Genomic DNA, 25,153 nt, shown 5'->3' with positions numbered 1-25,153 from the left:
ACGTGTAGTCGCGCTGGCTGCGCCTTTTGCCCGTATCCATTGAATCCTCCTGAAGATAGGTCAGAAGGCGTAAACCTTATTCAGGACGGGACACCAGACAGCAAAAAGCCCCGACTCGCAAGAGCCGGGGCTTTTTGTTGGTGCGCTACAACGGCTTAGCCGTTGAACACATCATCCACGCTTTGCAGCGGGTAGTTTTTCGGATACGGCAGGGTGGCCACACCGGTCTCGATCGCAGCTTTGGCCACGGCGTCGGAGATCACGGTGATCAGGCGCTTGTCCATTGGTTTCGGAATGATGTACTCACGACCGAATTCCAGCTTGGCGCCACCGTAGGCATCGCACACGTCCTGAGGCACCGGCAGCTTGGCCAGTTCACGCAGGGCGTTGGCGGCCGCCACTTTCATTTCTTCGTTGATGCGCTTGGCGCGAACGTCCAGGGCACCGCGGAAGATGAACGGGAAGCCCAGCACGTTGTTGACCTGGTTCGGGTAATCCGAACGGCCAGTCGCCATGATCACGTCGTCGCGGGTGGCGTGTGCCAGTTCCGGCGCGATCTCTGGGTCCGGGTTGGAGCAGGCGAACACGATCGGGTTGGCTGCCATGGCCTTCAGGCCTTCAGCGCTCAGCAGGTTCGGACCGGACAGGCCGACGAATACGTCGGCACCGTCGAGGGCCTCAGCCAGGGTGCGCTTGGAGGACGGATGCGCAAACATCGCCTTGTACTGGTTCAGGTCGGTACGCTCGGACTGGATCACGCCCTTGCTGTCGACCATGTAGATGTTTTCCAGCTTGGCGCCCATGCTGACGATCAGCTTCATGCACGAGATGGCCGCAGCGCCAGCGCCCAGGCAGACGATCTTGGCGTCAGCCAGGGTTTTGCCAGCGATTTCCAGGGCGTTGATCATGCCGGCCGCGGTAACGATCGCGGTGCCGTGCTGGTCATCGTGGAATACCGGAATGTCGCACTGTTCGATCAGAGCCTTTTCGATCTCGAAGCACTCAGGTGCCTTGATGTCTTCCAGGTTGATGCCACCGAAGGTGATGGAAATGCGCTTGACGGTGTCGATGAAAGCCTGCGGGCTCTCGGAATCGACTTCGATGTCGAACACATCGATGCCGGCAAAGCGCTTGAACAGCACGCCTTTACCTTCCATGACTGGCTTGGAAGCCAATGGACCGAGGTTACCCAGGCCAAGAATCGCGGTGCCATCGGAAATCACTGCAACCAGGTTGCCTTTGCCGGTGTATTTGTACGCCAACTCAGGGTCACGGGCGATTTCACGGACGGGCTCGGCAACGCCAGGGCTGTAGGCCAGCGACAGGTCGCGAGCGGTGGCAGTGGCTTTGGTGAGCTCTACACTCAGCTTTCCTGGACGAGGAAGGGCATGATATTCGAGAGCGGCAGTTTTCAAATCAGACATATCGGCATTCCGCTTTTACTGTTGGTCGACGGACCGCCGAGGATACTCGTGTCGTAAAGCCCCTACAAGACTGGGCAGTCACCGGTGTCAAGCGCCGTACACTACGACTTTCGGCCAAGAGCCACGGGATACAAGGGCTCAACTGTTCACAATCTACTTGAAAAATGTCTACAATTTTTCCTCGAGTGTCGATTTCAACCACTGCAACTGCGCTGGAGTGCCTGCTTAGCCGAGCGAAGCCTGATGGTCGAGGCGGGCCTGGGCTGCCGCCAGCCAAATCGCGGGCACAAAAAAGGCGCCCGCAAGGGACGCCTTTTTCAACAGCTGGCAAAAGCCCATAGGGCCTTTGAGCCTTACTCTGCTGGAGTAGCAGGCTTCTTGCCGAAAGCACCAAAGCGATCTGCGAAGCGCTGTACACGGCCGCCAGTGTCCAGAGTTTTCTGCTTACCGGTGTAGAACGGGTGGCACTCGTTGCATACGTCAGTGCCCAGTGGCTTGCACAGGTTCGAACGGGTTTCGAACTTGTTGCCGCAGCTGCAGGTGACTTCGATGGTTTCGTACGCTGGATGGATACCGGCTTTCATGGTGACTTCCTCAGGCTAGCGTGCCGCCACTCGACACCATTGTCGAATACCGCACGTAATTAGGCCGCGGATTCTACCAGACCTTTTTAAACGCGCAAGCGCCGCTCTGCATCGATTCAGCACACCAAAGCCCCTTTCATCCGAAAACCGCGGCATACCCAACGCATCCCTCGTCTGCTAGGCTCCCGCCCTTCGTCATCACCCTCCTTTATAGAGAACCCCTGCGTGCCCGACGCCATTTTGCGCCTAGCCCTGCCCTCGCCCCTGCGCCGCCTGTTCGACTACCGGGCCCCGGCCGGCGTGCTGCGGGCGCAGTTGCAGCCAGGCATGCGGGTGCGGGTGCCGTTCGGGCGCAGGGAAATGATCGGCATCCTGGTGGAGGTGGCCGATCACAGTGAAGTGCCGGCGGAAAAGCTCAAGCCGGCCGTGGCCATCCTCGACACCACGCCGCCGCTGCCGCCGGCGTTGTTCAAGCTGTGCCTGTGGACCGCCCAGTATTACCAGCACAGCCTGGGCGACACCTTGAGCTGGGCGCTGCCGGTGCTGCTGCGCCAGGGCGAGCTGGCCGAAGCGCGCCAGGAACGCTTCTGGTCGACGGTGCCCGGCGCGCGCCTCGACGACCCGCGCATCGCCCGCGCCCCGCGTCAGCGTGACGCCCTGGCGACACTGGCGCAGCATCCCCATGGCGTGGCCCACCAGCTCTTGAGCAAGCTGATGCTGAGCAAAGACAGCCTCGACCTGCTGCTCGCCAAAGGCCTGGTGCAGGTCGAGATCCGCAAGCACGCGCCGGACCCGCGCCATGAACACTGGCTGGCCCAACCGGAATTGCCGCTGAACCCCGAGCAACGTGCGGCCTATGAAGCCATTCGCGCAGGTTTTGACTGCTTTCACGCGTTCCTGCTGGCCGGCGTGACCGGCAGCGGCAAGACCGAAGTCTATCTGCAGTTGATCCGCGAAACCCTGCAAGCGGGCAAACAGGCGCTGGTACTCATCCCCGAGATCAACCTCGGCCCGCAGACCCTGGCGCGCTTCGAGCAGCGTTTCAACGCACGCATCGCCCTGGTGCATTCGGCGGTCAACGACCGTGAGCGCCTGGAGTCGTGGCTGGCGGCGCGGGACGGCGAGGCCGACATTATTATCGGCACCCGCTCGGCGCTGTTCACCCCGATGAAAAACCCCGGGCTGATCATCATCGACGAAGAACACGACGGTTCGTACAAACAGCAGGAAGGTCTGCGCTACCACGCCCGCGACCTGGCCCTGGTGCGGGCGCGTCAGGAAGACATTCCGATCGTGCTGGGTTCGGCCACGCCGTCCCTGGAAAGCCTGCATAACGCCTACACCGGCCGCTATGGCCTGCTGCGCCTGAATGAGCGCGCAGGCGGCGCCAAGCAACCGCGCTTCCTACGCCTGGATGTAAAAAGCCGACCATTGGACAGCGGTATTTCCGGGCCGATGCAACAAGCCATCGGCCAGACCCTCGCCGCCGGCCAGCAAGTCCTGGTGTTTCTCAACCGTCGCGGCTTCGCGCCGACCTTGCTGTGCCATGACTGCGGCTGGATGTCCGAATGCGAACGCTGCGATGCGCGCATGACCGTACACCAGCGCCATGGCGAGTTGCGCTGCCATCACTGCGGCCATGTGGAACGAGTACCGCGCCATTGCCCGCAATGCGGCAAAGTCGACCTGCGACCGGTCGGCGCGGGCACCGAACGCGCCGAAGAACGCCTGGGCATCCTGTTCCCGGACTACCCGGTGCTGCGGGTCGATCGCGACAGCACCTCGCGCAAGGACGCGATGAACCAGCTGTTCGCCACCATCCAGAAGGGTCAGCCGTGCATCCTGGTAGGCACGCAGATGCTGGCCAAGGGGCATCACTTCCCACGGGTGACCCTGGTGTCGATCCTGGATGCCGACGGCGGCTTGTTCTCCGGCGACTTCCGCGCCAGCGAGCGCATGGCGCAGTTGATCGTGCAGGTCGCTGGCCGTGCCGGGCGCGCCGAGGAGCCGGGCAAGGTGATCATCCAGACCCACCTGGCCGACCATCCGCTGCTGATCCAACTGACCGAACAAGGTTATTTCGCGTTTGCCGAGCAGGCCTTGAGCGAACGCCGCGCCGCCGGCCTGCCGCCCTTTGCCCACCTCGCGCTGCTGCGCGCCGAGGCGCACAAGCCAGGGCAGGCGGAAGGTTTTCTCGATGAAGCCTGCAGCACTGCCGAGCGCCTGCTCGGCGAGTTGGGCCTGAGCGGCATCGAATTGCTCGGCCCGGTGCCCGCGCCCATGGAACGCCGCGCCGGACGCTACCGCGCTCAGCTACTCTTGCAGGCAACGTCCCGCGCACCGCTGCACCGGCTGTTAAGTAGCTGGTTACTTGCGCTGGAGCAAATGCCCAGCGGTCGCCAGGTGCGATGGTCGTTGGATGTGGACCCGGTCGATTTGTACTAGCCCTGTAGGAGCGAGCTTGCTCGCGAAAACCCCGAGAGCGCCACGTAAACCCGAATATCCGCGTTATCGTTGACGATTTTCGCGAGCAAGCTCGCTCCTACAAGTGGGCAGGATGCCCTTAAAAAGCCCCGCAGGTCTGGAACGGTTGGCAAGCCCGCCCTCGCCACGGATAATGCCCAGTTTTTCCACCTGCGCATCGCGCGCCACCGCTTGCGGTCGAAAGAGAACACCATGAAAGACACCATTCGCCAGCTGATCCAACAAGCCCTCACCCAACTCGTCAACGAAGGTGTGTTGCCTGAAGGCCTGACGCCGGCGATCCAGGTGGAAAACACCCGCGACAAGACCCACGGTGACTTCGCCAGCAACATCGCGATGATGCTGGCCAAGCCGGCCGGCATGAAGCCGCGCGACCTGGCGGAGAAAATCATCGCCGCGCTGCCGGCCGACCCGCAGGTGAGCAAGGCCGAAATCGCCGGCCCGGGCTTTATCAATGTCTTCCAGAACACCGAGGCCCTGGCTTCGCGCCTGGACGCGGCGCTGGCCGATGCCAAAATCGGCGTGCGCAAGGCCGGCCCTGCCGAGCGCGTGGCCATCGACCTGTCGGCGCCCAACCTGGCCAAAGAGATGCACGTCGGCCACCTGCGCTCGACCATCATCGGCGACGGCGTGGCGCGGGTGCTGGAGTTTCTCGGCGACACCGTGATCCGTCAGAACCACGTCGGTGACTGGGGCACCCAGTTCGGCATGCTGATGGCCTACCTGCAGGAAAACCCGATCACCAGCAACGAGCTGTCGGACCTGGAAAACTTCTACCGCGCCGCGAAGAAGCGTTTCGACGAATCCGAAGCGTTCGCCGACCGCGCCCGTGGCCTGGTGGTCAAGCTGCAAGCCGGCGACACGGAATGCCTGGAGCTGTGGTCGCGTTTCCGCGATATCTCGCTGGCCCACTGCCAGCACATCTACGAACTGCTCAACGTCAAGTTGACCATGGCCGACGTCATGGGCGAAAGCGCCTACAACGACGACCTGATCAACGTGGTCAATGACCTCAAGGCCAAAGGCCTGCTGGTGGAAAGCAACGGCGCGCAGTGCGTGTTCCTCGAAGAATTCAAGACCGCCGAGGGCGAGCCGCTGCCGGTGATCATCGTCAAGGCCGATGGCGGCTACCTCTACGCCACCACCGACCTGGCCGCCGTGCGCTACCGCAGCGGCGTGCTCAAGGCGGATCGCGCGTTGTATTTCGTCGACCAGCGCCAGGCCCTGCACTTCCAGCAGGTGTTCGAAGTGGCGCGCCGCGCCGGTTTCGTCACGCACCCGATGCACATGGAACACATGGGCTTCGGCACCATGAACGGCGCCGACGGCCGCCCGTTCAAGACCCGCGACGGCGGCACCGTGAAACTGATCGACCTGCTGAACGAAGCCCAGGAACGTGCCTACAACCTGGTGAAGGAAAAGAACCCAGAGCTGGCGGACGCCGACCTGCGCAACATTGCCCGCGTGGTGGGCATTGGCGCGGTGAAATACGCCGACCTGTCCAAGCACCGCACCAGCGACTACAGCTTCAACTTCGAGCTGATGCTCAACTTCGAAGGCAACACCGCGCCGTACCTGCTGTACGCCTACACCCGCGTGGCCGGGGTGTTCCGCAAGCTGGGCAAGGACTTCAGCGAAGTGCAAGGGCAGATCGTATTGCAAGCGCCCCAGGAACAGGAACTGGGCGCCAAGCTGGCGCAATTCGGCGAAGTGCTGAACAGCGTCGGCGAGAAAGGCACGCCGCACATCCTCTGCACCTACCTGTACGAAGTCGCCGGGCTGTTCTCCAGCTTCTACGAGAACTGCCCGATCCTCACCGCCGACGACGAAGCCCACAAGCAGAGTCGCCTGCGCCTCGCCGCACTGGCTGGACGGACCCTCAAGCAAGGCCTGGAACTGTTGGGCCTGGAAACTCTGGAGCGTATGTAAGTTGGCTGCCAAGAAAAAACCTGCACCCAAGCGCGGCGCCAGCCGCTACCAGGCACCGGCGAAGAAGCCCATTCCGGGCTGGTTGTGGATGGCCATCGGCCTCACGGTCGGCGCGTTTATCGTATTCCTGATGAAGCTGGACCCCGGCCAGGGCGATGACGTCAAACGGGTCAAACAGGAGCAGCAAAAAGCCACGAAAATGGCCGAGGCCAACAAGACCGCGCCAAGCCCGACCGCGCCGGTGAAGCCCAAGTACGACTTCTACACCCTGCTGCCGGAATCGGAAGTGATCGTGCCGCCCGACGCCGTGCCGGAGAAAACCCTGCCGACGCCGCAAGTACCGACCACACCGGTCACTCCGGCGGAAGCGGCCAAAATCGACACGGCACGGGCCCAGGCCGCGCTGGCCGGGATCACCCCGCCGCCACCGCCGCCGGTTGCGACCACCAAGGCCGCGCCGGTGACCAAGTTCTTCCTGCAGGCGGGCTCGTTCCCGAAACAGGCGGACGCCGATCGCGTGCGTGCACAGATCATCCTGCTGGGCCAGGCGGTCACGGTGGAGTCCGGCACGGTGAAGGAGGCAACGTGGTATCGAGTGTTGGTGGGCCCGTTCAGCAACCGCGAGCAACTGACCGTGGCGCAGAAACAATTGGCCGGCGCGGGCTTTAGCAACCTGTTGTTACAACAGCGCCAGAGCCGCTGACCTACAGCCAACACCAATCAAAATGTGGGAGGGGCGGTGCGACGATTCGACTTGCCCCCGATAGCGGTAGATCAGTCAATATTTTCGGCGACTGGTACACCGCGATCGGGGGCAAGCCCCCTCCCACATTGGTTTTAGGCGGTTCTCGAAAGGGTGTCAGACCAATAGACACCATTCGTCCGTACCAACCTCCCAAGGTTGAAATCATCCCCGCTACCCCCATATCAGTTCCCACCAGGGCATTTTCGCCCCGCTGCGTGGAGACTCTCCCCTTGACCACCATCGTTTCAGTACGTCGCCACGGCAAAGTCGTCATGGGCGGCGACGGCCAGGTTTCCCTTGGCAATACCGTGATGAAAGGCAACGCGAAGAAAGTGCGTCGCCTGTACCACGGCCAGGTGCTCGCAGGCTTTGCCGGCGCCACCGCAGACGCCTTCACCCTGTTCGAGCGTTTCGAAGGCCAGCTGGAAAAACACCAGGGCCACCTGGTTCGCGCCGCCGTCGAACTCGCCAAAGAATGGCGTACCGACCGCTCCCTCAGCCGCCTCGAAGCCATGCTGGCCGTTGCCAACAAAGACGCGTCGCTGATCATCACCGGTAACGGCGATGTGGTTGAGCCTGAACACGGCCTGATCGCCATGGGCTCCGGCGGTGGCTATGCCCAAGCGGCAGCCAGCGCACTGTTGAAGAAAACCGACCTGTCGGCCCGCGAAATCGTCGAAACCGCCCTGGGTATCGCTGGCGATATCTGCGTGTTCACCAACCACAACTTCACCATTGAGGAGCAGGACCTCGCCGAGTAAGCCGTAGGCTTATTCCCGCTTGAGGACCGCCAAACATTATGTCCATGACTCCCCGCGAAATCGTCCATGAACTCAATCGCCATATCATCGGCCAGGACGATGCCAAGCGCGCCGTTGCCATCGCGCTGCGTAACCGCTGGCGCCGGATGCAACTGCCGGAAGAACTGCGCGTTGAAGTAACGCCCAAGAACATCCTGATGATCGGCCCGACCGGCGTCGGTAAAACCGAAATCGCCCGGCGCCTGGCCAAGTTGGCCAATGCCCCGTTCATCAAGGTCGAAGCGACCAAGTTCACCGAAGTCGGCTACGTGGGCCGCGACGTCGAGTCGATCATTCGTGACCTGGCCGACGCTGCCTTGAAGCTGCTGCGCGAACAGGAAATGACCAAGGTCAGCCACCGCGCCGAAGACGCCGCCGAAGAACGTATCCTCGACGCCCTGCTGCCACCGGCGCGCATGGGTTTCAACGAAGACGCCGCGCCAGCCTCGGACTCCAACACTCGCCAGCTGTTCCGCAAACGCCTGCGTGAAGGCCAGCTGGATGACAAGGAAATCGAGATCGAAGTCGCCGAAATGTCCGGCGTCGACATCTCCGCGCCGCCCGGCATGGAAGAAATGACCAGCCAGCTGCAGAACCTGTTCGCCAACATGGGCAAGGGCAAGAAGAAAAGCCGCAAGCTCAAGGTCAAGGAAGCGCTGAAACTGGTGCGCGACGAAGAAGCCGGGCGCCTGGTGAACGAGGAAGAACTCAAGGCCAAGGCCCTGGAAGCGGTCGAGCAGCATGGAATCGTGTTTATCGATGAGATCGACAAGGTGGCCAAGCGCGGTAACTCCGGTGGCGTCGACGTGTCCCGCGAGGGCGTACAGCGCGACCTGCTGCCGCTGATCGAAGGCTGCACCGTCAACACCAAGCTGGGCATGGTCAAGACCGACCACATCCTGTTTATCGCCTCCGGTGCGTTCCACCTGAGCAAGCCAAGCGACCTGGTGCCGGAGCTGCAAGGCCGCCTGCCGATTCGCGTGGAGCTCAAGGCGCTGACCCCGGGCGACTTCGAACGCATCCTCAGCGAGCCGCATGCCTCGCTCACCGAGCAATACCGCGAGCTGCTGAAAACCGAAGGCCTCGCCATCGAGTTCCTGCCGGACGGCATCAAGCGCCTGGCGGAAATCGCCTGGCAGGTCAACGAGAAGACCGAGAACATCGGCGCCCGTCGCCTGCACACCTTGCTGGAGCGCCTGCTCGAGGAAGTGTCGTTCAGCGCCGGCGACCTGGCCGGTGCGCAGAATGGCGAAGCGATCCAGATCGACGCCGCCTACGTCAACAGCCACTTGGGCGAATTGGCGCAGAACGAAGATCTGTCTCGCTATATCCTGTAAGCCTCACACAGCACTGCTTTGCTTCAATGTGGAGGGGGCTTGCCCCCGATAGCGGTCGGTCAGACAGATGTATGCTGACTGACACACCGCCATCGGGAGCAAGCCCCCTCCCACATTTTGAAGCCGGTTTATTCAGGATCTCATCAATGTCGAAATTTCCTACTGCTGTAAACCTGCACAAAACCTCCAACACCCTCGGCCTCACCTACGGGCCCGACGAGGCCTACCAGTTGCCCGCCGAATTCCTACGGGTACATTCGCCTTCCGCCGAAGTCCAGGGCCACGGCAAACCGATCCTGCAATTCGGCAAGCTCAACGTGCGCTTGAACAAGATCGAACCGGCCGGTCAGTACGCACTGAAATTGATCTTCGACGACGGACACGACAGCGGATTGTTCACCTGGGACTACCTCTACCAACTGGCCGTGCGTCAGGACGCGCTGTGGGCCGATTACCTCGCCGAACTCAAAGCGGCCGGAAAAACCCGCGACCCGGATCAGTCAGTCGTGCGGCTGATGCTCTAGCCCAGGCTTCTTGCGCTTTAGAGGGCATTTTCTAATTCCATCTGCTTGAATGCCCACTCCTGTGGCCAACGATTGGCCCGCTTGCGAAAAAAATTAAACTCGGGTAACCAATGGAACTGGCAAGTTCCCTGCATTTGACGATGCGGTATCAACGGTCACCCGAGTCGCAGTACCTGGCTTGTGTTGTGTATCGAAACGTGGTGCGCAGCGGTACCCGGTACTCGTCTTTCGGACAATGGAGCGTCGTAGATGAGTAACAAGAATAACGATGACTTGAAACGCCAGGCCTCGGAAAACACCTTGGGGCTGAACCCGATCATCGCGTTACGTAAAAAGGACTTATTGGCCTCAGCGAAGATGGTGCTGAGCCAAGCCATCAGACAACCGTTGCACAGCGTCAAGCATGTCGCCCACTTTGGCGTCGAATTGAAAAATGTGATGTTCGGCAAATCCGCGCTGATGCCCGAAAGCGATGACCGTCGCTTTCACGACCCGGCCTGGAGCCAGAACCCACTCTACAAGCGTTACCTGCAAACCTACCTGGCGTGGCGCAAGGAACTGCACGACTGGATCGGTGACAGCAACCTGTCGGAACAGGACATCAGCCGCGGTCACTTCGTGATCAACCTGATGACCGAAGCCATGGCCCCCTCCAACACGGCGGCCAACCCGGCGGCGGTCAAGCGCTTCTTTGAAACCGGCGGCAAAAGCCTGCTCGACGGCCTGTCCCACCTGGCCAAGGACATGGTTCACAACGGCGGCATGCCGAGCCAGGTCAACATGGGCGCGTTTGAGGTCGGCAAGTCCCTGGGCACCAGCGAAGGTTCGGTGGTGTTTCGCAATGACGTGCTGGAGCTGATCCAGTACAAGCCGATCACCGAACAGGTCCACGAACGCCCGCTGCTGGTGGTGCCGCCGCAGATCAACAAATTCTATGTCTTCGACCTGAGCCCGGATAAGAGCCTGGCGCGCTTCTGCCTGCGCAACGGCCAGCAGACGTTTATCGTCAGCTGGCGCAACCCGACCAAGGCCCAGCGCGAGTGGGGCCTGTCGACCTATATCGAGGCGCTCAAGGAAGCGGTCGATGTGGTCACCGCGATTACCGGCAGTCAAGACATCAACATGCTCGGCGCCTGCTCCGGCGGCATCACCTGCACCGCCCTGCTCGGCCACTACGCGGCGCTGGGGGAGAAGAAGGTCAACGCCCTGACCCTGCTGGTGAGCGTGCTGGACACCACCCTGGACACCCAGGTGGCGCTGTTCGTCGACGAGCAGACGCTGGAAGCGGCCAAGCGCCACTCCTACCAGGCCGGCGTGCTGGAAGGTCGCGACATGGCCAAGGTGTTTGCCTGGATGCGCCCCAACGACCTGATCTGGAACTACTGGGTCAACAACTACCTGCTGGGCAACGAGCCGCCGGTGTTCGACATCCTGTTCTGGAACAACGACACCACGCGCTTGCCGGCGGCATTCCACGGCGACCTGATCGAACTGTTCAAGAACAACCCGCTGGTGCGCGCCAATGCCCTGGAAGTGTGCGGCACGCCGATCGACCTCAAGCAGGTCACGGCCGATATCTACTCGTTGGCCGGCACCAACGACCACATCACGCCGTGGCAGTCCTGCTACAAGTCGGCGCAGCTGTTTGGCGGCAAGGTGGAGTTTGTGCTGTCGAGCAGCGGGCATATCCAGAGCATCCTCAACCCGCCGGGCAACCCCAAGGCGCGCTACCAGACCAGCGACGGCCTGGCGGGCAAGCCGCTGGAATGGCAGGAAAATGCGACCAAGCACACCGACTCGTGGTGGTTGCATTGGCAGGCGTGGCAGGCGGAGCGGGCGGGCAAGTTGAAGAAGGCACCGACGACATTAGGCAATAAAACCTACGCCGCAGCCGAAGCGGCACCGGGTACCTATGTGCATGAACGCTAGAGCACACTTTTTTGGGATTGAAATGAGATCAAATGTGGGAGGGAGCTTACTCCCGATAGCGGTGTATCAGTCGCCAGATCCATTGACTGACCGAACGTCATCGGGAGCAAGCCCCCTCCCACACTGACCTCACTCGGACTGCAATACTTCACAGGGCTTGAGCATGCCGCAACCGTTCATTTTCCGCACCATCGACCTGGATGGCCAGACCATCCGCACGGCGGTACGCCCGGGCAAGTCGCACTTGACGCCACTGCTGATCTTCAACGGCATCGGCGCCAACCTCGAGCTGGTGTTTCCGTTCGTCCAGGCCCTGGACCCGGACCTGGAAGTGATCGCCTTCGATGTGCCGGGCGTGGGCGGCTCGTCGACACCCAAGCGGCCGTATCGCTTTCCCGGCCTGGCCAAGCTCACCGCGCGCATGCTCGATTACCTGGACTACGGCCAGGTGAATGCGGTGGGCGTGTCCTGGGGCGGCGCGTTGGCGCAGCAGTTTGCCTACGACTACCCGGAGCGCTGCAAGAAGCTGATTCTCGCCGCGACCGCCGCCGGTGCGGTGATGGTGCCGGGCAAGCCGAAAGTGCTGTGGCTGATGGCGAGCCCGCGGCGCTATATCCAGCCGTCTCACGTGGTGCGTATTGCACCGATGATTTATGGCGGTTCGTTCCGCCGCGATTCGAACCTGGCCGCCGAACATGCGAGCAAAGTGCGCTCGGCCGGCAAGCTGGGTTACTACTGGCAACTGTTCGCCGGGCTGGGCTGGACCAGCATCCACTGGCTGCACAAGATCCGTCAGCCGACCCTGGTGCTGGCCGGGGACGACGACCCGCTGATCCCACTGATCAACATGCGGATGCTCGCCTGGCGCATTCCCAACGCACAGCTGCACATCATCGATGATGGCCACCTGTTCCTGATCACTCGCGCCGAAGCCGTGGCGCCGATCATCATGAAATTTCTCGAGGAGGAGCGCCTGCGCGCGGTGATTCATCCCCGTCCGGCGGTGTAAGGACCACACCGCCGCGCAACTTGCCGAGAACCGACTATGGTTCTGAATTGGCGTGCCTGTTGATGACTTGACGAAGGAGTGTTGGCTCATGCGAGAACGACCCGTGACGAACCCGGCGCCCACCCCTGCCGTGTTCATCAATGCGCAAAATGCGATCACCGGCCTGCGCGGCCGGGACTTGCTGTCGACCCTGCGCAGCGTAGCCGCCCACGGCTTGCGCAACCCGGTGCATACCGCTCGTCATGCCCTGGCCCTGGGCGGTCAACTGGGGCGCGTGCTGCTGGGCGAAACCGTGCATGAACCCAACCCCCACGACAGCCGCTTCATCGACCCGACCTGGGCCCTCAACCCGCTGTACCGGCGCAGCCTGCAGGCGTACCTGAGCTGGCAGAAGCAAACCCGCAGCTGGATCGATGACAGCACCCTGAGCGCCGATGACCGCGCCCGCGCGCACTTCGCGTTCACCCTGATCAACGATGCGGTATCGCCCTCCAACACCTTGCTCAACCCGCTGGCCATCAAGGAACTGCTCAACTCCGGCGGTAACAGCGTGGTGCGCGGCGTGAGCAACCTGTTCGAAGACATGCTGCACAACAACGGCCTGCCGCGCCAGGTCAGCAAGCACGCCTTTGAAGTGGGCAAGACCGTCGCCACCACGCCAGGCTCGGTGGTGTTTCGCAATGAGCTGCTGGAGCTGATCCAGTACAAGCCCATGAGCGAAAAGCAGTACGCCAAGCCCCTGTTGATCGTGCCGCCGCAAATCAACAAGTACTACATCTTCGACCTGAGCCCGGCCAACAGCTTCGTGCAGTACGCCCTGAAAAACAGCCTGCAGACCTTCATCGTCAGCTGGCGCAACCCGGATGTGCGCCACCGCGAATGGGGCCTGTCCACCTACGTGGCCGCGCTGGAGGAAGCACTCAACGTCTGCCGCGCAATCACCGGCGCCCGCGAGGTCAACCTGATGGGCGCCTGCGCCGGCGGCCTGACCATCGCCGCGCTGCAAGGCCACCTGCAAGCCAAGCGCCAGTTGCGCCGCGTCGCCAGCGCCAGCTATCTGGTGAGCCTGCTCGACAGCCAGATCGACAGCCCCGCCACCCTGTTCGCCGACGAGCAAACCCTGGAAGCCGCCAAGCGCCGTTCCTACCAGCAGGGCGTGCTGGACGGTCGCGACATGGCCAAGGTATTTGCCTGGATGCGCCCCAACGACCTGATCTGGAACTACTGGATCAACAACTACCTGCTGGGCAAGGAACCGCCGGCCTTCGACATCCTGTACTGGAACAACGACAACACGCGCCTGCCCGCCGCCCTGCATGGCGACCTGCTGGACTTCTTCAAACACAACCCGCTGAGCCGTCCCGGTGGCCTGGAAGTGTGCGGCACGCCCATCGACTTGCAGAAGGTCACGGTGGACAGCTTCAGCGTGGCCGGGATCAACGACCACATCACGCCATGGGACGCGGTGTACCGCTCCACGCAGTTGCTGGGCGGCGAGCGGCGCTTCGTGCTGTCCAACAGCGGGCATATCCAGAGCATCCTCAACCCGCCGGGCAACCCCAAGGCCAACTACGTCGAGAACCTCAAGCTGAGCAGCGACCCACGCGCCTGGTACTACGACGCCAGCCACGTCGAAGGCAGTTGGTGGCCCGAGTGGCTGGCGTGGATTCAAGCGCGCTCGGGCGTACAACGCGAAACCCTCACCGCCCTGGGCAACCAGAATTACCCACCGATGGAAGCAGCGCCAGGCACTTACGTGCGGGTCCGCTGAGCTCAACGATCCTATTTAAGAAGACCGGATGAAAACCCGCGACCGTATCCTTGAATGTGCCCTGCTGTTGTTCAACCACAAGGGCGAACCGAACGTGTCGACCATGGAGGTGGCCAATGAAATGGGGATCAGCCCCGGCAATCTCTACTACCACTTCCATGGCAAGGAACCGCTGGTGCTCGGGCTGTTCGAGCGTTTCCAGAGTGAGCTGGCGCCCCTGCTCGACCCACCGCCAGGCGCGCAACTGGAGGCCCAGGATTACTGGCTGTTCCTGCACCTGATCGTCGAGCGCATGGCCCATTACCGGTTCCTGTTCCAGGACCTGTCGAACCTGGCGGGGCGCCTGCCGAAACTGGCAAGGGGCATTCGCCACCTGCTCACGGCGCTCAAGCGCACCCTGGCGTCATTACTCGCACGGCTGCAGGCGGCGGGGCAGTTGGTCAGCAGCACCCAGGCGCTAGGCCAATTGGTTGAGCAGATCACCATGACCCTGCTGTTTTCCCTGGACTACCAACGCATTCTCGACCGTGAAGGCGAGGTGCAGGTGGTGGTCTACCAGATCATGATGCTGGTCGCGCCGCACCTGTTGCCAGCGGCGCGGGAAACCACGGAGCGCCTGGCGCTGCGCTATATGGACGATCCGGGTTAAACGTGTGCCTTACAGGCACTGCGCGAGAACCGTGCGGCAATCGAATGGACTGACCGATCATAAAAACGCCCGACCTTCACAGGCCGGGCGCTTTTTCAGGTGCCCCGAAAAGATCAGGACTGACTGGATGGCGTCGGGGTTACCGATGCGGCAGTCGGTGCAGGCGCAGCGGTCGGCGCGGCTGCCGAGTTGGCGCTGGAAGCGGCGAGTGCCGCAGGCGCAGGCTTGGCGGCCACGGCCGGCTTCGCTGCTGCGGGCTTTTTCGCGGCTACCGGCTTCTTCGCGGCGGCAGGTTTGGCCGCAGCAGGTTTGGCGGCGACCGCTTTAGCGGCGGGTTTGGCAGCAGGCTTGGCAGCGGCTTTAGCGGCCACTGGTTTAGCGGCTGGCTTGGCCGCAGGTTTGGCCGCTGCAACTTTCGCCGCTGGCTTGGCCGCAGGTTTAGCCACGGCTTTGGCTGGCGCTTTGGCCGCAGGTTTGGCAGCCGGCTTGGCGGCGGCTTTGACCAGTGGCTTGGCGGCCGTTTTCGCAGCCGGTTTGGCGGCAGCGGTTTTAGCGGCAGGCTTGGACGCAGCAGCCTTCACCGGGGTGACTTTGGCACCGGTGAGTTTTTCGATTTGCTTGGTCAGGGTCTCGACCTTGCTGTGCAGTGCTTTCACTTCAGCACGGCTGGGTACGCCCAGTCGCGAAATCGCACTGTTAAGGCGCTTGTCGAAAGTTTCTTCCAACTTGTTCCAAGTCTCGGAAATGCTCGACTTGGCGGAACCGGCGCTGGCCTTGGCCGCATCGACTTTTTTACCCACGGTGCTTTTGGTCAACTTCTCGGCCTTCTCGCCGTCTTTAACCAACGTCTCGAAGAGTTTGCTGCCGTCACTGTCGATCTTCGAGTAAACGCCTAAACCAGCCAGCCAGATCTTGCGGGAATATTCTTCAACTTTCCCGACCCACGAGCTGCCTTCTTTCTGAGTAGTCTTTTTAACAGCCATCCCGATGTCTCCTTAGTGTTTACGCGCGACACGTTCGAGCAATGCCGTCAGCTCTTCGAGCTTAGCAGAGAGTGTCTCCACGTCATGTTTAGACGCAATGCCGATTCGATTCAAGGCACTTGCAACACGAGTGTCAAAAGCTTTTTCAACTTTATCCAGTTGAACTTCAACCCGGCCTTTGACGCTGGAGAGATTACTCTTTACTTGGTCAATCTGACTGTTGGCAGCATCAAGTTGTTCAACGGCAACTTTTTTACCTTTACTTTCAACATGTTGCCCAGTCTTTACCAGCTCTTTGAAGTACGCGCCGCCCTCGTTTCCGACCCTGGCATAGGCACCCAGGCCTGCCAGCCAGATCTTGCGGGCATAGGTTTTAACCTCGTCCAGGGCGTGGCTCGGGGCGTCGATTTTTTTCTTCAGGGTAACTTTGGCCATGGTGCACCTCACGCAAAAAGGGTGGAGGAACGGCCCGCAGAAGTTGAGGGCTTGGGCACAAAGTAGGCAGAAAAATTAGAATCGGCACCCTAACAACAGTCGGATCAGGCCAAGGCTTTATCCAGGGCTTTCTCGATTTCAGTCTTGATGGTGCCACTCATGGCCGACATCAGCAGGCCCAGTTCCACATCGATACGCAACAGATCAGCGGCAACCTGCACCGTGCCTTTAACCCCCGAACGCTTGAGGTTCAACGTATCGCCAGACCACGAAGGCTCCAGGCCATATTGATCCTGGAGTTTCTGTGCCAGCTTCTCGGCCTTCGCCCGTGCGCCTTCTTTACCCAGGGTGTGTGCACGTTCAACAGTGATACGGGCCATTGCAACGACTCCTCTTTATAACGACTTGAACACCTGCCATGCGGCAAAAGGTCTCGGTGAGCACCTATCTTACCTTCAGCCTTGCCAAGACAAAGCAGGCCTTGGGGATTATCATGTCCCGCATTCTCTTTTGGTGACAGCGATATGACTGATCAGCGCAAAGGCAGCGATGCCGAACCCACCACTCACTTCGGCTTCAAGAACGTCCCGGAAAGCCAGAAAGCGCAGAAAGTCGCTGAAGTGTTCCACTCCGTTGCGGCCAAGTACGACCTGATGAACGACGTGCTGTCCGGCGGCATGCACCGCCTGTGGAAGCGCTTCACCATCGAACTGTCGGGCGTGCGTACCGGCAACCGCGTGCTGGACATCGCTGGCGGCACGGGCGACCTGGCGGCCAAGTTCTCCAAGCTGGTCGGCCCGACCGGCCAGGTGGTGCTGGCGGATATCAACGGCTCGATGCTCAAGGTCGGCCGCGATCGCCTGCTCGACAAAGGCGTGGCCGGCAATATCGAATTCGTCCAGGCCGATGCGGAAAAGCTGCCGTTCCCCGACAACCATTTCGACTGCGTGACCATCGCCTTCGGCCTGCGCAACGTGACCCACAAGGAAGACGCGATCCGCTCGATGCTGCGCGTGCTCAAGCCCGGTGGCCGGCTGTTGGTGCTGGAGTTCTCCAAGCCGACCAACGCGCTGATGTCCAAGGTCTACGACACCTACTCGTTCGCCTTCATGCCGTTGATGGGCAAGCTGATCACCAACGACGCCGAGAGCTATCGCTACCTGGCCGAATCGATCCGCATGCACCCCGACCAGGAAACCCTGAAGTCGATGATGGTGGACGCCGGTTTCGACCGCGTGACCTACCACAACATGACCTCGGGCATCGTCGCCCTGCACCGCGGCATCAAGCCCTGATGCTGTTCCAAGGCCTGCTCGCCAGCGTCGAACACGGCGTCAACCGCGTGCTGCGCCTGGACAGCACCGCCCTGGCGCGGCTGGCGCACTTGAACGGCAAGATCATCGCCGTCGACTGCACGAGCCCCGCCTTGCAGCTGTTTATCCTGCCCAGCGACGAAGGCCTGTTGCTCGCGACCCATTGGGCCGCCGAGGCCGACTGCACCCTGCGTGCGCCGGCCTCGAGCCTGTTGCACCTGGCGCTGAGCCGCAACAAGACCGCCATCCTCCACGGCCCCGAAGTGGCGCTGGAAGGCGACAGCGCGGTGCTGATGGACCTGGCCGCCGTGCTGCAGGACCTGGAACTGGACTGGGAATACGAACTGTCGCGCTGGATCGGCCCCGTGCCCACCCAGTTGATCAGCGGCCACCTGCGCAGTCGCACGCGCTGGTACCAGCAGGGGTTCGCCAGCCTCAACCAGAACCTCGCCGAATACCTGAGCGAAGAATCGCGCACCCTGGTCGGACAACGGGAAGCGCAAGCGCGCTTTCGTGAACTCGACAAGGCCAAAATCGACCTGGAACGCCTTGAGGCCCGCTTCGAGCGCCTGAGCCGTTCCCTTGATCCAAGCGATAACGCATGAAGCTGCTCGCCGTCCGCCGTTTGTTCCGTATCCAGCGCGTCGTAATCCGCTACCGCCTCGATGACCTGCTGTTCGCCCTGCCGTTGCCGTGGTTCCTGCTTGCCGTGCGCTATGTGCTGCCGTGGCGCTGGTTCCCGCGCAAGCCGCTGGACCTGAGCCGTGGCGCGCGCCTGCGCCTGGCCTTGCAGGATCTGGGGCCGATCTTTATCAAGTTCGGGCAGATCCTCTCGACCCGTCGCGACCTGCTGCCCGAAGACATCGCCGACGAACTGATGCTGCTGCAGGACCGCGTGCCGCCGTTCGATTCGCAGCAGTCGATGAAGCTGATCGAAGAGCAGTTGGGCCAGAAGATCAGCGACGTGTTCAGCCGTTTCGACGTCGAGCCCCTGGCCTCGGCCTCGGTGGCGCAAGTGCATGCGGCGCAGCTCAAGACCGGCGAAGAAGTGGTGGTGAAGGTGATTCGCCCGGGCCTCAAACCGATCATCGGCCAAGACCTGGCGTGGCTGTTCATTCTCGCCCGCGCCGCCGAACGCTTCTCCGCCGACGCGCGCCTGTTGCACCCGGTGGACGTGGTCGCCGACTACGAAAAAACCATCTACGACGAACTCGACCTGCTGCGCGAAGCGGCCAACGCCAGCCAGCTCAAGCGCAACTTTGAAGGCTCACCGCTGCTGTATGTGCCGCAAGTGTATTGGGACTGGTGCCGCCCTAAAGTGTTGGTGATGGAGCGCATCTACGGCGTGCAGGTCACCGACCTCGCGACCCTGGCCGACCAGCGCACCAACATGAAGATGCTCGCCGAGCGCGGCGTGGAGATCTTCTTCACCCAGGTGTTCCGCGACAGTTTCTTCCATGCCGACATGCACCCCGGCAATATCTTCGTCAGCACCCTCAACCCGTGGAGCCCGCAGTACATTGCGATCGACTGCGGCATCGTCGGCAGCCTGACCCCGGAAGACCAGGACTACCTGGCGCGCAACCTGTTCGCCTTCTTCAAGCGCGATTACCGCCGCGTGGCGCAGTTGCACATCGATTCGGGTTGGGTGCCGGCGGAAACCAAGCTCAACGAATTCGAAGCGGCGATCCGCACCGTGTGCGAGCCGATCTTCGAAAAACCGCTGAAAGACATTTCCTTCGGCCAGGTGCTGATGCGCCTGTTCCAGACCGCGCGGCGCTTCAATATGGAAGTGCAGCCGCAGTTGGTGCTGCTGCAGAAAACCCTGCTGAACATTGAAGGCCTGGGCCGCCAGCTGTACCCCGACCTCGACCTGTGGAACACCGCCCAGCCGTTCCTCGAACGCTGGATGCGCGAGCGGGTCAGCCCGAAAACCCTGCTGGGCAACCTGCAGAGCCAGGTGGAGCAACTGCCGCACCTGGCCAACATGACCCGCGACCTGCTGGAACGCATGTCCCAGCCCCACGCCAAAGACCCGACGCCGCCGTGGCACACGCGCAAGGACGACTGGTTCCTGCGCCTGCTGGGCGCCGCGCATCTGGTCGGCGGGGTGATGCTGGCCATCGGCGGGCCGCTGAATCAACTGGGCCACTGGCCGGCCGGCATCATGGTCGCCGTGGGTGTTTATCTGATCGTGCGTCGGTAGCCAATCCGGTTATACACTGTCGCAAATTGCCGGAGCCGAAGATGAAAGACTGGCTGGATGAGATCAAGTGGGACAGTGACGGCCTGGTGCCGGCCATTGCCCAGGACTACAAGACCGGGCGCGTGCTGATGATGGCCTGGATGAACCGCGAGGCCCTGAGCCTCACCGCCGCTGAGCAGCGCGCCATTTACTGGTCACGTTCACGTGGCAAACTGTGGCGCAAGGGCGAAGAGTCCGGGCACGTGCAAACCCTGCACGAGATACGCCTGGACTGCGACGCCGACGTGGTGATCCTCAAGGTCGAGCAGATCGGCGGCATCGCCTGCCACACCGGCCGCCACAGCTGCTTCTATCGCGTGTTCGAGAACGGCGAGTGGAAGGTTGTGGAGCCGGTACTCAAAGACCCGCACGCCATTTACTCGGCAGGACACTGAACATGAGCGATACCCTGAACCGTGTGGCCCAGGTGCTGGAAGAGCGCAAAGGCGCGGATGCCGAAAGCTCCTACGTCGCCAGCCTGTACCACAAGGGCCTGAACAAGATCCTGGAAAAACTCGGCGAAGAATCCGTCGAGACCATCATCGCCGCCAAGGATGCCGAGATCAGCGGCGACTGCAGCGATGTGATCTACGAAACCGCCGACCTATGGTTCCACAGCCTGGTCATGCTCGCCCAACTGGGGCAGCATCCGCAGGCCGTGCTGGATGAACTGGACCGTCGCTTCGGCTTGTCCGGGCATGCCGAAAAGGCCTCGCGCCCGTCCGCCTGAATAACTTTTACAGAGGAATTGCAGCATGGGCATTTTTGACTGGAAACATTGGATCGTCATCTTGGTGGTGGTCGTTCTGGTATTTGGCACCAAGAAACTGAAAAACCTCGGCACCGACGTGGGCGAGTCGATCAAGGGCTTTCGCAAGGCCATGAACGACGACGAAAAACCCGCCGAACCCGCCGCCAACCCGGTGCCGCCGGCCCAACCGGTCCACCCGCAGGCGACCCAGCCGATCACCGAGCGTCGCACCTTCGACGTGCAGGCTGAAAAAGTCGAAGAGCCGATCCGCAAAGACTCGTGAGCACTGACTAATGTTTGGTATCAGCTTCTCTGAACTGCTGCTCGTCGGCCTCGTGGCCTTGCTGGTACTCGGGCCGGAACGCCTGCCCGGTGCCGCGCGCACGGCCGGCTTGTGGATCGGGCGTCTGAAACGCAGTTTCAACGCCATCAAACAGGAAGTTGAACGGGAAATCGGCGCCGACGAAATCCGCCGCCAACTGCACAACGAACACATCCTGTCGTTGGAGCAGGAGGCGCGCAATATTCTGACGCCGGTGCAGGAGCAGGCCAAGCCGGTGACACCGGTGGCCGAACACAGCATTGCGCCCACGCCCGTTGTTGAAGCAGCGCCCGCTACCCCGACCGCTCCAACCGAGCCAGCGCCGACGCCAACCGCGCCGCCCGCTCCCCATGACCCTACATTGCCGCCGCGAGCCCCATGAGCGCTGATAAACCGGAAAACGACCAGCACATGCCACTGGTCTCGCACCTCACCGAGCTGCGTACCCGCCTGCTGCGTTGCGTGGCGGCGATCTTCGTGATCTTTGCCGGGCTGTTCGCCTTTACCCAGCAGATCTACACCTTCGTCTCCACGCCACTGCGCCATTACCTGCCGGCCGGCGCGACGATGATCGCCACCGACGTGTCGTCGCCGTTCCTGACGCCATTGAAGCTGACCATGATGGTCTCGCTGTTCCTGGCGATCCCGGTGATCCTGCACCAGATCTGGGGCTTCATCGCCCCCGGCCTGTACAAGCATGAGAAGCGCATCGCGGTGCCGTTGCTGGTGTCGAGCATCCTGCTGTTCTACACCGGCATGGCGTTCGCTTACTTCCTGGTGTTCCCGCTGATCTTCAAGTTCTTCGCCGCCGCCACCCCGGCCGGCGTGGAGATGATGACCGACATCACCAGCTACCTCGACTTCGTGATGACGCTGTTCTTCGCCTTCGGCGTGGCCTTCGAAATTCCGGTGGCCGTGGTGTTGCTGGTATGGATCGGCGTGGTCAACGTGCAGTACCTGAAGAAGATCCGTCCCTACGTGGTCATCGGCTGCTTCGTGGTCGGCATGATCCTGACCCCGCCGGACATTTTCTCCCAGACCCTGCTGGCCGTGCCGATGTGGATGCTGTTCGAGATCGGCATCCTGTTCAGCAGCCTGATCACCAAGCGTGGCGAACACCCCGACGACCAAGCCGCCGACGACAACGACCAGCCGCCAGCGACCCAGCCGTGAACCTGTTGCTGCTTGAAGAGGCCGACTTTATCGCGGCCGACCGGGTGGTCCTGCGTGACCGGCGCCTGGTGCATATGCAGGACGTCCACCGCGCGACGGCGGGCGACAACCTGCGGGTCGGGCGTATCGGCGGGCTGATGGGCAATGCCCAAGTGCTGCGCCTGGAAGCCCACGAAGCCGAGCTGCAAGTGGCCTTCGACCTGCCGCCGCCGGCCAAACTGCCGCTGACCCTGCTGCTGGCCCTGCCACGCCCGAAAATGCTGCGCCGGGTGCTGCAGACCGTCGCCGCCATGGGCGTGCCGAAGGTCGTGCTGGTCAACAGCTACCGCGTGGAAAAGAGCTTCTGGCAAACCCCCTTCCTGGAGCCCGAGGCGATTCGCGAGCAATTGATCCTCGGCTTGGAACAGGCGCGCGACACAGTGCTACCGGAAATCGTCATCGAAAAACGCTTCAAGCCCTTCGTCGAAGACCGCCTGCCCGCCATGACCGCAGGCACCCTCGGCCTGATCGGCCATCCCGGCGATTACCCGCCGTGCCCGCGCGGTCTGGACGAGCCGGTAACCCTGGCCATCGGCCCGGAAGGCGGCTGGATACCCTACGAGGTCGACCTGCTGAGCAAGGCCGGCTTGCAACCGGTGCAACTGGGTGCGCGCATCCTGCGCGTGGAAACCGCCGTCACCGCCCTGCTCGCCCGGCTGTTCTAGCCACCCATCCCTACAGATTCCTGCTGCGCTGCCGATAACCTTCGAATAAGTCCAAGCCTTGTTCCACGGGAGTTCGCAGCATGCATCGTTGGTTAGCCGAAAAGCTGGGGAATGTCAGCGTCAACCACAAACTGGGCGTAGGCTTTGGCCTGGTGTTGCTCCTCACCTTGTTGATCACCTTCACCGGCTGGACCGGCCTGGGCGATGTGGCCAGCCGCGGCGACAAACTGGGGTATATCTCCAGCCTGAGTGTCTTGACCAAAGACCTGCGTATCGCTCGCCTGGACTATGAAATGCGCCGTGGCGAACAAGGCACGGCGGCCGTCAGCGAGCTGCTGAACCGCCTGGACAGCGGCATGAAGACCGCCCGCACGCTGATCGAACAACCCGCCGACATCGCGCTGGTCGATGAACAATTGGCCGCCGTGGACCAATACAAACGCGCATTCAGCGATATGGCGCAAGCCGGGGCCAACCGTGAGGATGCGCGCAGCAAGCTGGGCAATACCGCCGACAATGCGGTGCTCAAGGTGACTGAAGTCGAGAAGTCCCTGCTGCAAGGCGACAGTGTCACCCAGTTCAATAGCGTGGTCGACCTGAGCAAGCTGATCCAGCAAGCGCGCTTCCAGGTCCGCGGTTACACCTACAGCGGCAAGGTCGAGGCTGAGCAACCCGCGCTCGACGCCATCGACAACGCGCTGAAGAAGATCACTGAACTGCAAGGCTCATTGCAGGAGCAATACCAGGCCAACCTGCAGCAGGCCAGTGTCTCGCTGCAAGCCTATCGCGCCGCCGTCAGCCAGTTCCGCGACTCCCAGGTGGCCACCGCCGTCGCACTCAAAACCATGAGCGAGCAAGGCGATATCCTGCTGAACCGCAGCGATAAACTGACGATTTCCCAGACCGCGGTGCGCGACACCGATGCCGCCCAGGCCAAGTACCTGCTCCTGCTGGCCACCGTGCTGGCATTGATCTTTGGCCTGGTGGCCGCCTGGGCGATCACGCGTCAGATCGTCATCCCGCTGAATCAGACCCTCAAGGTGGCCGAGCGCGTTGCCTCCGGCGACCTGAGCCACGACCTGACGTCCACGCGCCAGGACGAACTGGGCCAACTGCAACGTGCCATGCAAAGCATGACCGTAGGCCTGCGCGAATTGATCGGCGGCATCAGCGACGGCGTCACCCAGATCGCCAGCGCCGCCGAGCAATTGTCGTCGGTCACCGAGCAGACCAGCGCTGGGGTCAACAATCAGAAAATCGAGACCGACCAAGTCGCTACGGCCATGAATGAAATGGCCGCGACCGTGCAGGAAGTTGCGCGCAACGCCGAGGAAGCGTCCGAAGCCGCCGTGGCAGCGGACCAGCAGGCCCGCGAAGGCGACAAGGTGGTCGGTGAAGCCATCGCCCAGATCGAACGCCTGGCCACCGAAGTCGGCAACTCCACCGAGGCCATGGGCCATCTCAAGCGCGAAAGCGACAAGATCGGCAGCGTGCTCGACGTGATCAAGTCGGTGGCCCAGCAAACCAACCTGCTCGCGCTGAACGCCGCGATTGAAGCAGCGCGTGCCGGTGAAGCCGGGCGCGGCTTCGCGGTGGTGGCCGATGAAGTGCGCAGCCTGGCCCAGCGCACGCAAAAATCCACGGAAGAGATCGAAGAGCTGATCGTCGGCTTGCAAACGGGCACCCAGCAAGTGGCGACCATCATGGACAACAGCCGTGGGCTGACCGACAGCAGCGTCGAATTGACGCGCCGCGCCGGCAGCGCCCTGGCGAACATCACCCGTACCGTATCGACGATCCAGGCGATGAACTCGCAGATCGCCACCGCCGCCGAGCAACAAAGCGCCGTGGCCGAAGAGATCAACCGCAGCGTGCTGAACGTGCGCGATGTGTCAGAACAGACGTCCTCGGCCAGTGAAGAGACCGCCGCCTCCAGCGCCGAACTGGCGCGCCTGGGCATCTACCTGCAAACCCTGGTCGGACGTTTCCGCATCTGACCGGGCTGGGCGGCGACCCATCCGGGTCGCCGCACTTCAGCAACT

25 protein-coding genes and 2 pseudogenes are annotated in these 25,153 nt (G+C 62.1%); 21 read left to right on the top strand and 6 right to left on the bottom strand.

The genetic code is table 11. From position 1 onward, the window contains the following. Nucleotides 1-155: 155 nt before the first annotated feature. From C8K66_RS30105 to rpmE, 3 genes and pseudogenes are all read right to left on the bottom strand, one after another. Nucleotides 156-1,424, bottom strand: coding sequence for a malic enzyme-like NAD(P)-binding protein (locus C8K66_RS30105; protein WP_017849864.1), 1,269 nt, complete (start codon nt 1,422-1,424; stop codon nt 156-158). A gap of 252 nt (nt 1,425-1,676) precedes the next feature. After that, a pseudogene (locus tag C8K66_RS31445) lies at nt 1,677-1,763 on the bottom strand (thermonuclease family protein); the annotation flags it as partial. A 14-nt stretch (nt 1,764-1,777) separates the two neighbouring features. Further along, nucleotides 1,778-2,008, bottom strand: coding sequence for a 50S ribosomal protein L31 (gene rpmE / locus C8K66_RS30095; protein ID WP_017849866.1), 231 nt, complete (start codon nt 2,006-2,008; stop codon nt 1,778-1,780). 225 nt (nt 2,009-2,233) lie between these two features. On the opposite strand from rpmE, the gene C8K66_RS30090 reads away from it, so the two are divergent. The 10 genes from C8K66_RS30090 (at nt 2,234) to C8K66_RS30040 (ending at nt 15,185) form a co-directional block, all read left to right on the top strand. Next, nucleotides 2,234-4,453 carry a primosomal protein N' gene (locus C8K66_RS30090; protein ID WP_108526685.1) on the top strand — a complete coding sequence of 740 codons (2,220 nt, stop codon included), beginning with the start codon at nt 2,234-2,236 and terminating at the stop codon, nt 4,451-4,453. Between the two features lie 231 nt (nt 4,454-4,684). Beyond that, complete coding sequence (gene argS, locus C8K66_RS30080; RefSeq protein ID WP_057003632.1) at nt 4,685-6,421, top strand: arginine--tRNA ligase; 1,737 nt, start codon at nt 4,685-4,687, stop codon at nt 6,419-6,421. Between the two features lies 1 nt (nt 6,422). After that, nucleotides 6,423-7,124: an SPOR domain-containing protein gene (locus tag C8K66_RS30075; protein WP_017849870.1), complete on the top strand. Its 702-nt coding sequence runs from the start codon at nt 6,423-6,425 to the stop codon at nt 7,122-7,124. A 272-nt stretch (nt 7,125-7,396) separates the two neighbouring features. Further along, nucleotides 7,397-7,927 (top strand): ATP-dependent protease subunit HslV, encoded by a 531-nt coding sequence (gene hslV / locus C8K66_RS30070; RefSeq protein ID WP_010563201.1) that lies wholly within the window; start codon nt 7,397-7,399, stop codon nt 7,925-7,927. 38 nt (nt 7,928-7,965) lie between these two features. Next, the gene (hslU, locus tag C8K66_RS30065) at nt 7,966-9,303 is read left to right on the top strand and encodes an ATP-dependent protease ATPase subunit HslU (RefSeq protein WP_046384972.1); all 1,338 of its coding nucleotides are present in this window, start codon (nt 7,966-7,968) and stop codon (nt 9,301-9,303) included. A gap of 146 nt (nt 9,304-9,449) precedes the next feature. Then, nucleotides 9,450-9,827 carry a gamma-butyrobetaine hydroxylase-like domain-containing protein gene (locus C8K66_RS30060; RefSeq protein WP_057003631.1) on the top strand — a complete coding sequence of 126 codons (378 nt, stop codon included), beginning with the start codon at nt 9,450-9,452 and terminating at the stop codon, nt 9,825-9,827. Between the two features lie 249 nt (nt 9,828-10,076). Next, nucleotides 10,077-11,756, top strand: coding sequence for a class II poly(R)-hydroxyalkanoic acid synthase (gene phaC / locus C8K66_RS30055; protein ID WP_046384973.1), 1,680 nt, complete (start codon nt 10,077-10,079; stop codon nt 11,754-11,756). Between the two features lie 163 nt (nt 11,757-11,919). Beyond that, entirely contained in the window at nt 11,920-12,765 is an 846-nt protein-coding gene (gene phaZ / locus C8K66_RS30050; protein ID WP_017849874.1) for a poly(3-hydroxyalkanoate) depolymerase, read from the top strand. Nucleotides 12,766-12,853: 88 nt separating this feature from the next. Further along, nucleotides 12,854-14,536: a class II poly(R)-hydroxyalkanoic acid synthase gene (phaC, locus tag C8K66_RS30045; RefSeq protein ID WP_046384974.1), complete on the top strand. Its 1,683-nt coding sequence runs from the start codon at nt 12,854-12,856 to the stop codon at nt 14,534-14,536. Between the two features lie 28 nt (nt 14,537-14,564). Next, nucleotides 14,565-15,185, top strand: a complete 621-nt coding sequence (locus C8K66_RS30040; protein ID WP_017849876.1) for a TetR/AcrR family transcriptional regulator — start codon at nt 14,565-14,567, stop codon at nt 15,183-15,185. 113 nt (nt 15,186-15,298) lie between these two features. On the opposite strand, the gene C8K66_RS30035 is transcribed toward C8K66_RS30040, so the two are convergent. From C8K66_RS30035 to C8K66_RS30025, 3 genes are all read right to left on the bottom strand, one after another. Then, the gene (locus tag C8K66_RS30035; RefSeq protein WP_057003629.1) at nt 15,299-16,168 is read right to left on the bottom strand and encodes a phasin family protein; all 870 of its coding nucleotides are present in this window, start codon (nt 16,166-16,168) and stop codon (nt 15,299-15,301) included. A 12-nt stretch (nt 16,169-16,180) separates the two neighbouring features. Continuing rightward, nucleotides 16,181-16,603, bottom strand: a complete 423-nt coding sequence (locus C8K66_RS30030; protein ID WP_046384976.1) for a phasin family protein — start codon at nt 16,601-16,603, stop codon at nt 16,181-16,183. A gap of 104 nt (nt 16,604-16,707) precedes the next feature. After that, on the bottom strand, nt 16,708-16,983 hold the full coding sequence (locus tag C8K66_RS30025; protein WP_017849879.1) for a polyhydroxyalkanoic acid system family protein: 276 nt from the start codon (nt 16,981-16,983) through the stop codon (nt 16,708-16,710). Nucleotides 16,984-17,127: 144 nt separating this feature from the next. On the opposite strand from C8K66_RS30025, the gene ubiE reads away from it, so the two are divergent. The 11 genes and pseudogenes from ubiE (at nt 17,128) to C8K66_RS31790 (ending at nt 25,108) form a co-directional block, all read left to right on the top strand. Then, nucleotides 17,128-17,898, top strand: coding sequence for a bifunctional demethylmenaquinone methyltransferase/2-methoxy-6-polyprenyl-1,4-benzoquinol methylase UbiE (ubiE, locus tag C8K66_RS30020; protein ID WP_017849881.1), 771 nt, complete (start codon nt 17,128-17,130; stop codon nt 17,896-17,898). Further along, entirely contained in the window at nt 17,898-18,521 is a 624-nt protein-coding gene (locus C8K66_RS30015) for an SCP2 domain-containing protein (protein WP_017849882.1), read from the top strand. The genes ubiE and C8K66_RS30015 overlap by 1 nt, the downstream gene beginning before the upstream one ends. Beyond that, the gene (gene ubiB, locus C8K66_RS30010) at nt 18,518-20,122 is read left to right on the top strand and encodes a ubiquinone biosynthesis regulatory protein kinase UbiB (protein WP_046384977.1); all 1,605 of its coding nucleotides are present in this window, start codon (nt 18,518-18,520) and stop codon (nt 20,120-20,122) included. Before C8K66_RS30015 ends, ubiB begins: the two co-directional genes overlap by 4 nt. A 41-nt stretch (nt 20,123-20,163) precedes the next feature. Then, complete coding sequence (gene hisI / locus C8K66_RS30005) at nt 20,164-20,556, top strand: phosphoribosyl-AMP cyclohydrolase (RefSeq protein WP_017849884.1); 393 nt, start codon at nt 20,164-20,166, stop codon at nt 20,554-20,556. 2 nt (nt 20,557-20,558) lie between these two features. Next, nucleotides 20,559-20,891 (top strand): phosphoribosyl-ATP diphosphatase, encoded by a 333-nt coding sequence (locus C8K66_RS30000; RefSeq protein WP_017849885.1) that lies wholly within the window; start codon nt 20,559-20,561, stop codon nt 20,889-20,891. Between the two features lie 25 nt (nt 20,892-20,916). Further along, a complete protein-coding gene (locus tag C8K66_RS29995) occupies nt 20,917-21,195 on the top strand; it encodes a twin-arginine translocase TatA/TatE family subunit (RefSeq protein WP_017849886.1) in 279 nt (92 codons plus the stop codon). Between the two features lie 10 nt (nt 21,196-21,205). Then, nucleotides 21,206-21,616 carry a Sec-independent protein translocase protein TatB gene (gene tatB / locus C8K66_RS29990; protein ID WP_017849887.1) on the top strand — a complete coding sequence of 137 codons (411 nt, stop codon included), beginning with the start codon at nt 21,206-21,208 and terminating at the stop codon, nt 21,614-21,616. Next, nucleotides 21,613-22,407 (top strand): twin-arginine translocase subunit TatC, encoded by a 795-nt coding sequence (tatC, locus tag C8K66_RS29985; RefSeq protein ID WP_017849888.1) that lies wholly within the window; start codon nt 21,613-21,615, stop codon nt 22,405-22,407. The genes tatB and tatC overlap by 4 nt, the downstream gene beginning before the upstream one ends. After that, complete coding sequence (locus C8K66_RS29980; RefSeq protein WP_046490843.1) at nt 22,404-23,111, top strand: 16S rRNA (uracil(1498)-N(3))-methyltransferase; 708 nt, start codon at nt 22,404-22,406, stop codon at nt 23,109-23,111. The genes tatC and C8K66_RS29980 overlap by 4 nt, the downstream gene beginning before the upstream one ends. An 80-nt stretch (nt 23,112-23,191) precedes the next feature. After that, nucleotides 23,192-24,250 (top strand): annotated as a pseudogene (locus tag C8K66_RS31795) (methyl-accepting chemotaxis protein); the annotation flags it as partial. After that, nucleotides 24,236-25,108, top strand: a complete 873-nt coding sequence (locus C8K66_RS31790; protein ID WP_371928175.1) for a methyl-accepting chemotaxis protein — start codon at nt 24,236-24,238, stop codon at nt 25,106-25,108. The pseudogene C8K66_RS31795 and the gene C8K66_RS31790, both read left to right, overlap by 15 nt. Nucleotides 25,109-25,153 lie beyond the last annotated feature (45 nt).

The sequence above is a fragment of the Pseudomonas sp. GV105 genome (assembly GCF_003058185.1).
Taxonomy (GTDB): Bacteria; Pseudomonadota; Gammaproteobacteria; order Pseudomonadales; family Pseudomonadaceae; genus Aquipseudomonas; species Aquipseudomonas veronii.
Note: the sequence above shows the minus strand (reverse complement) of the source record. Positions and strands in the feature narration are given on the sequence as shown.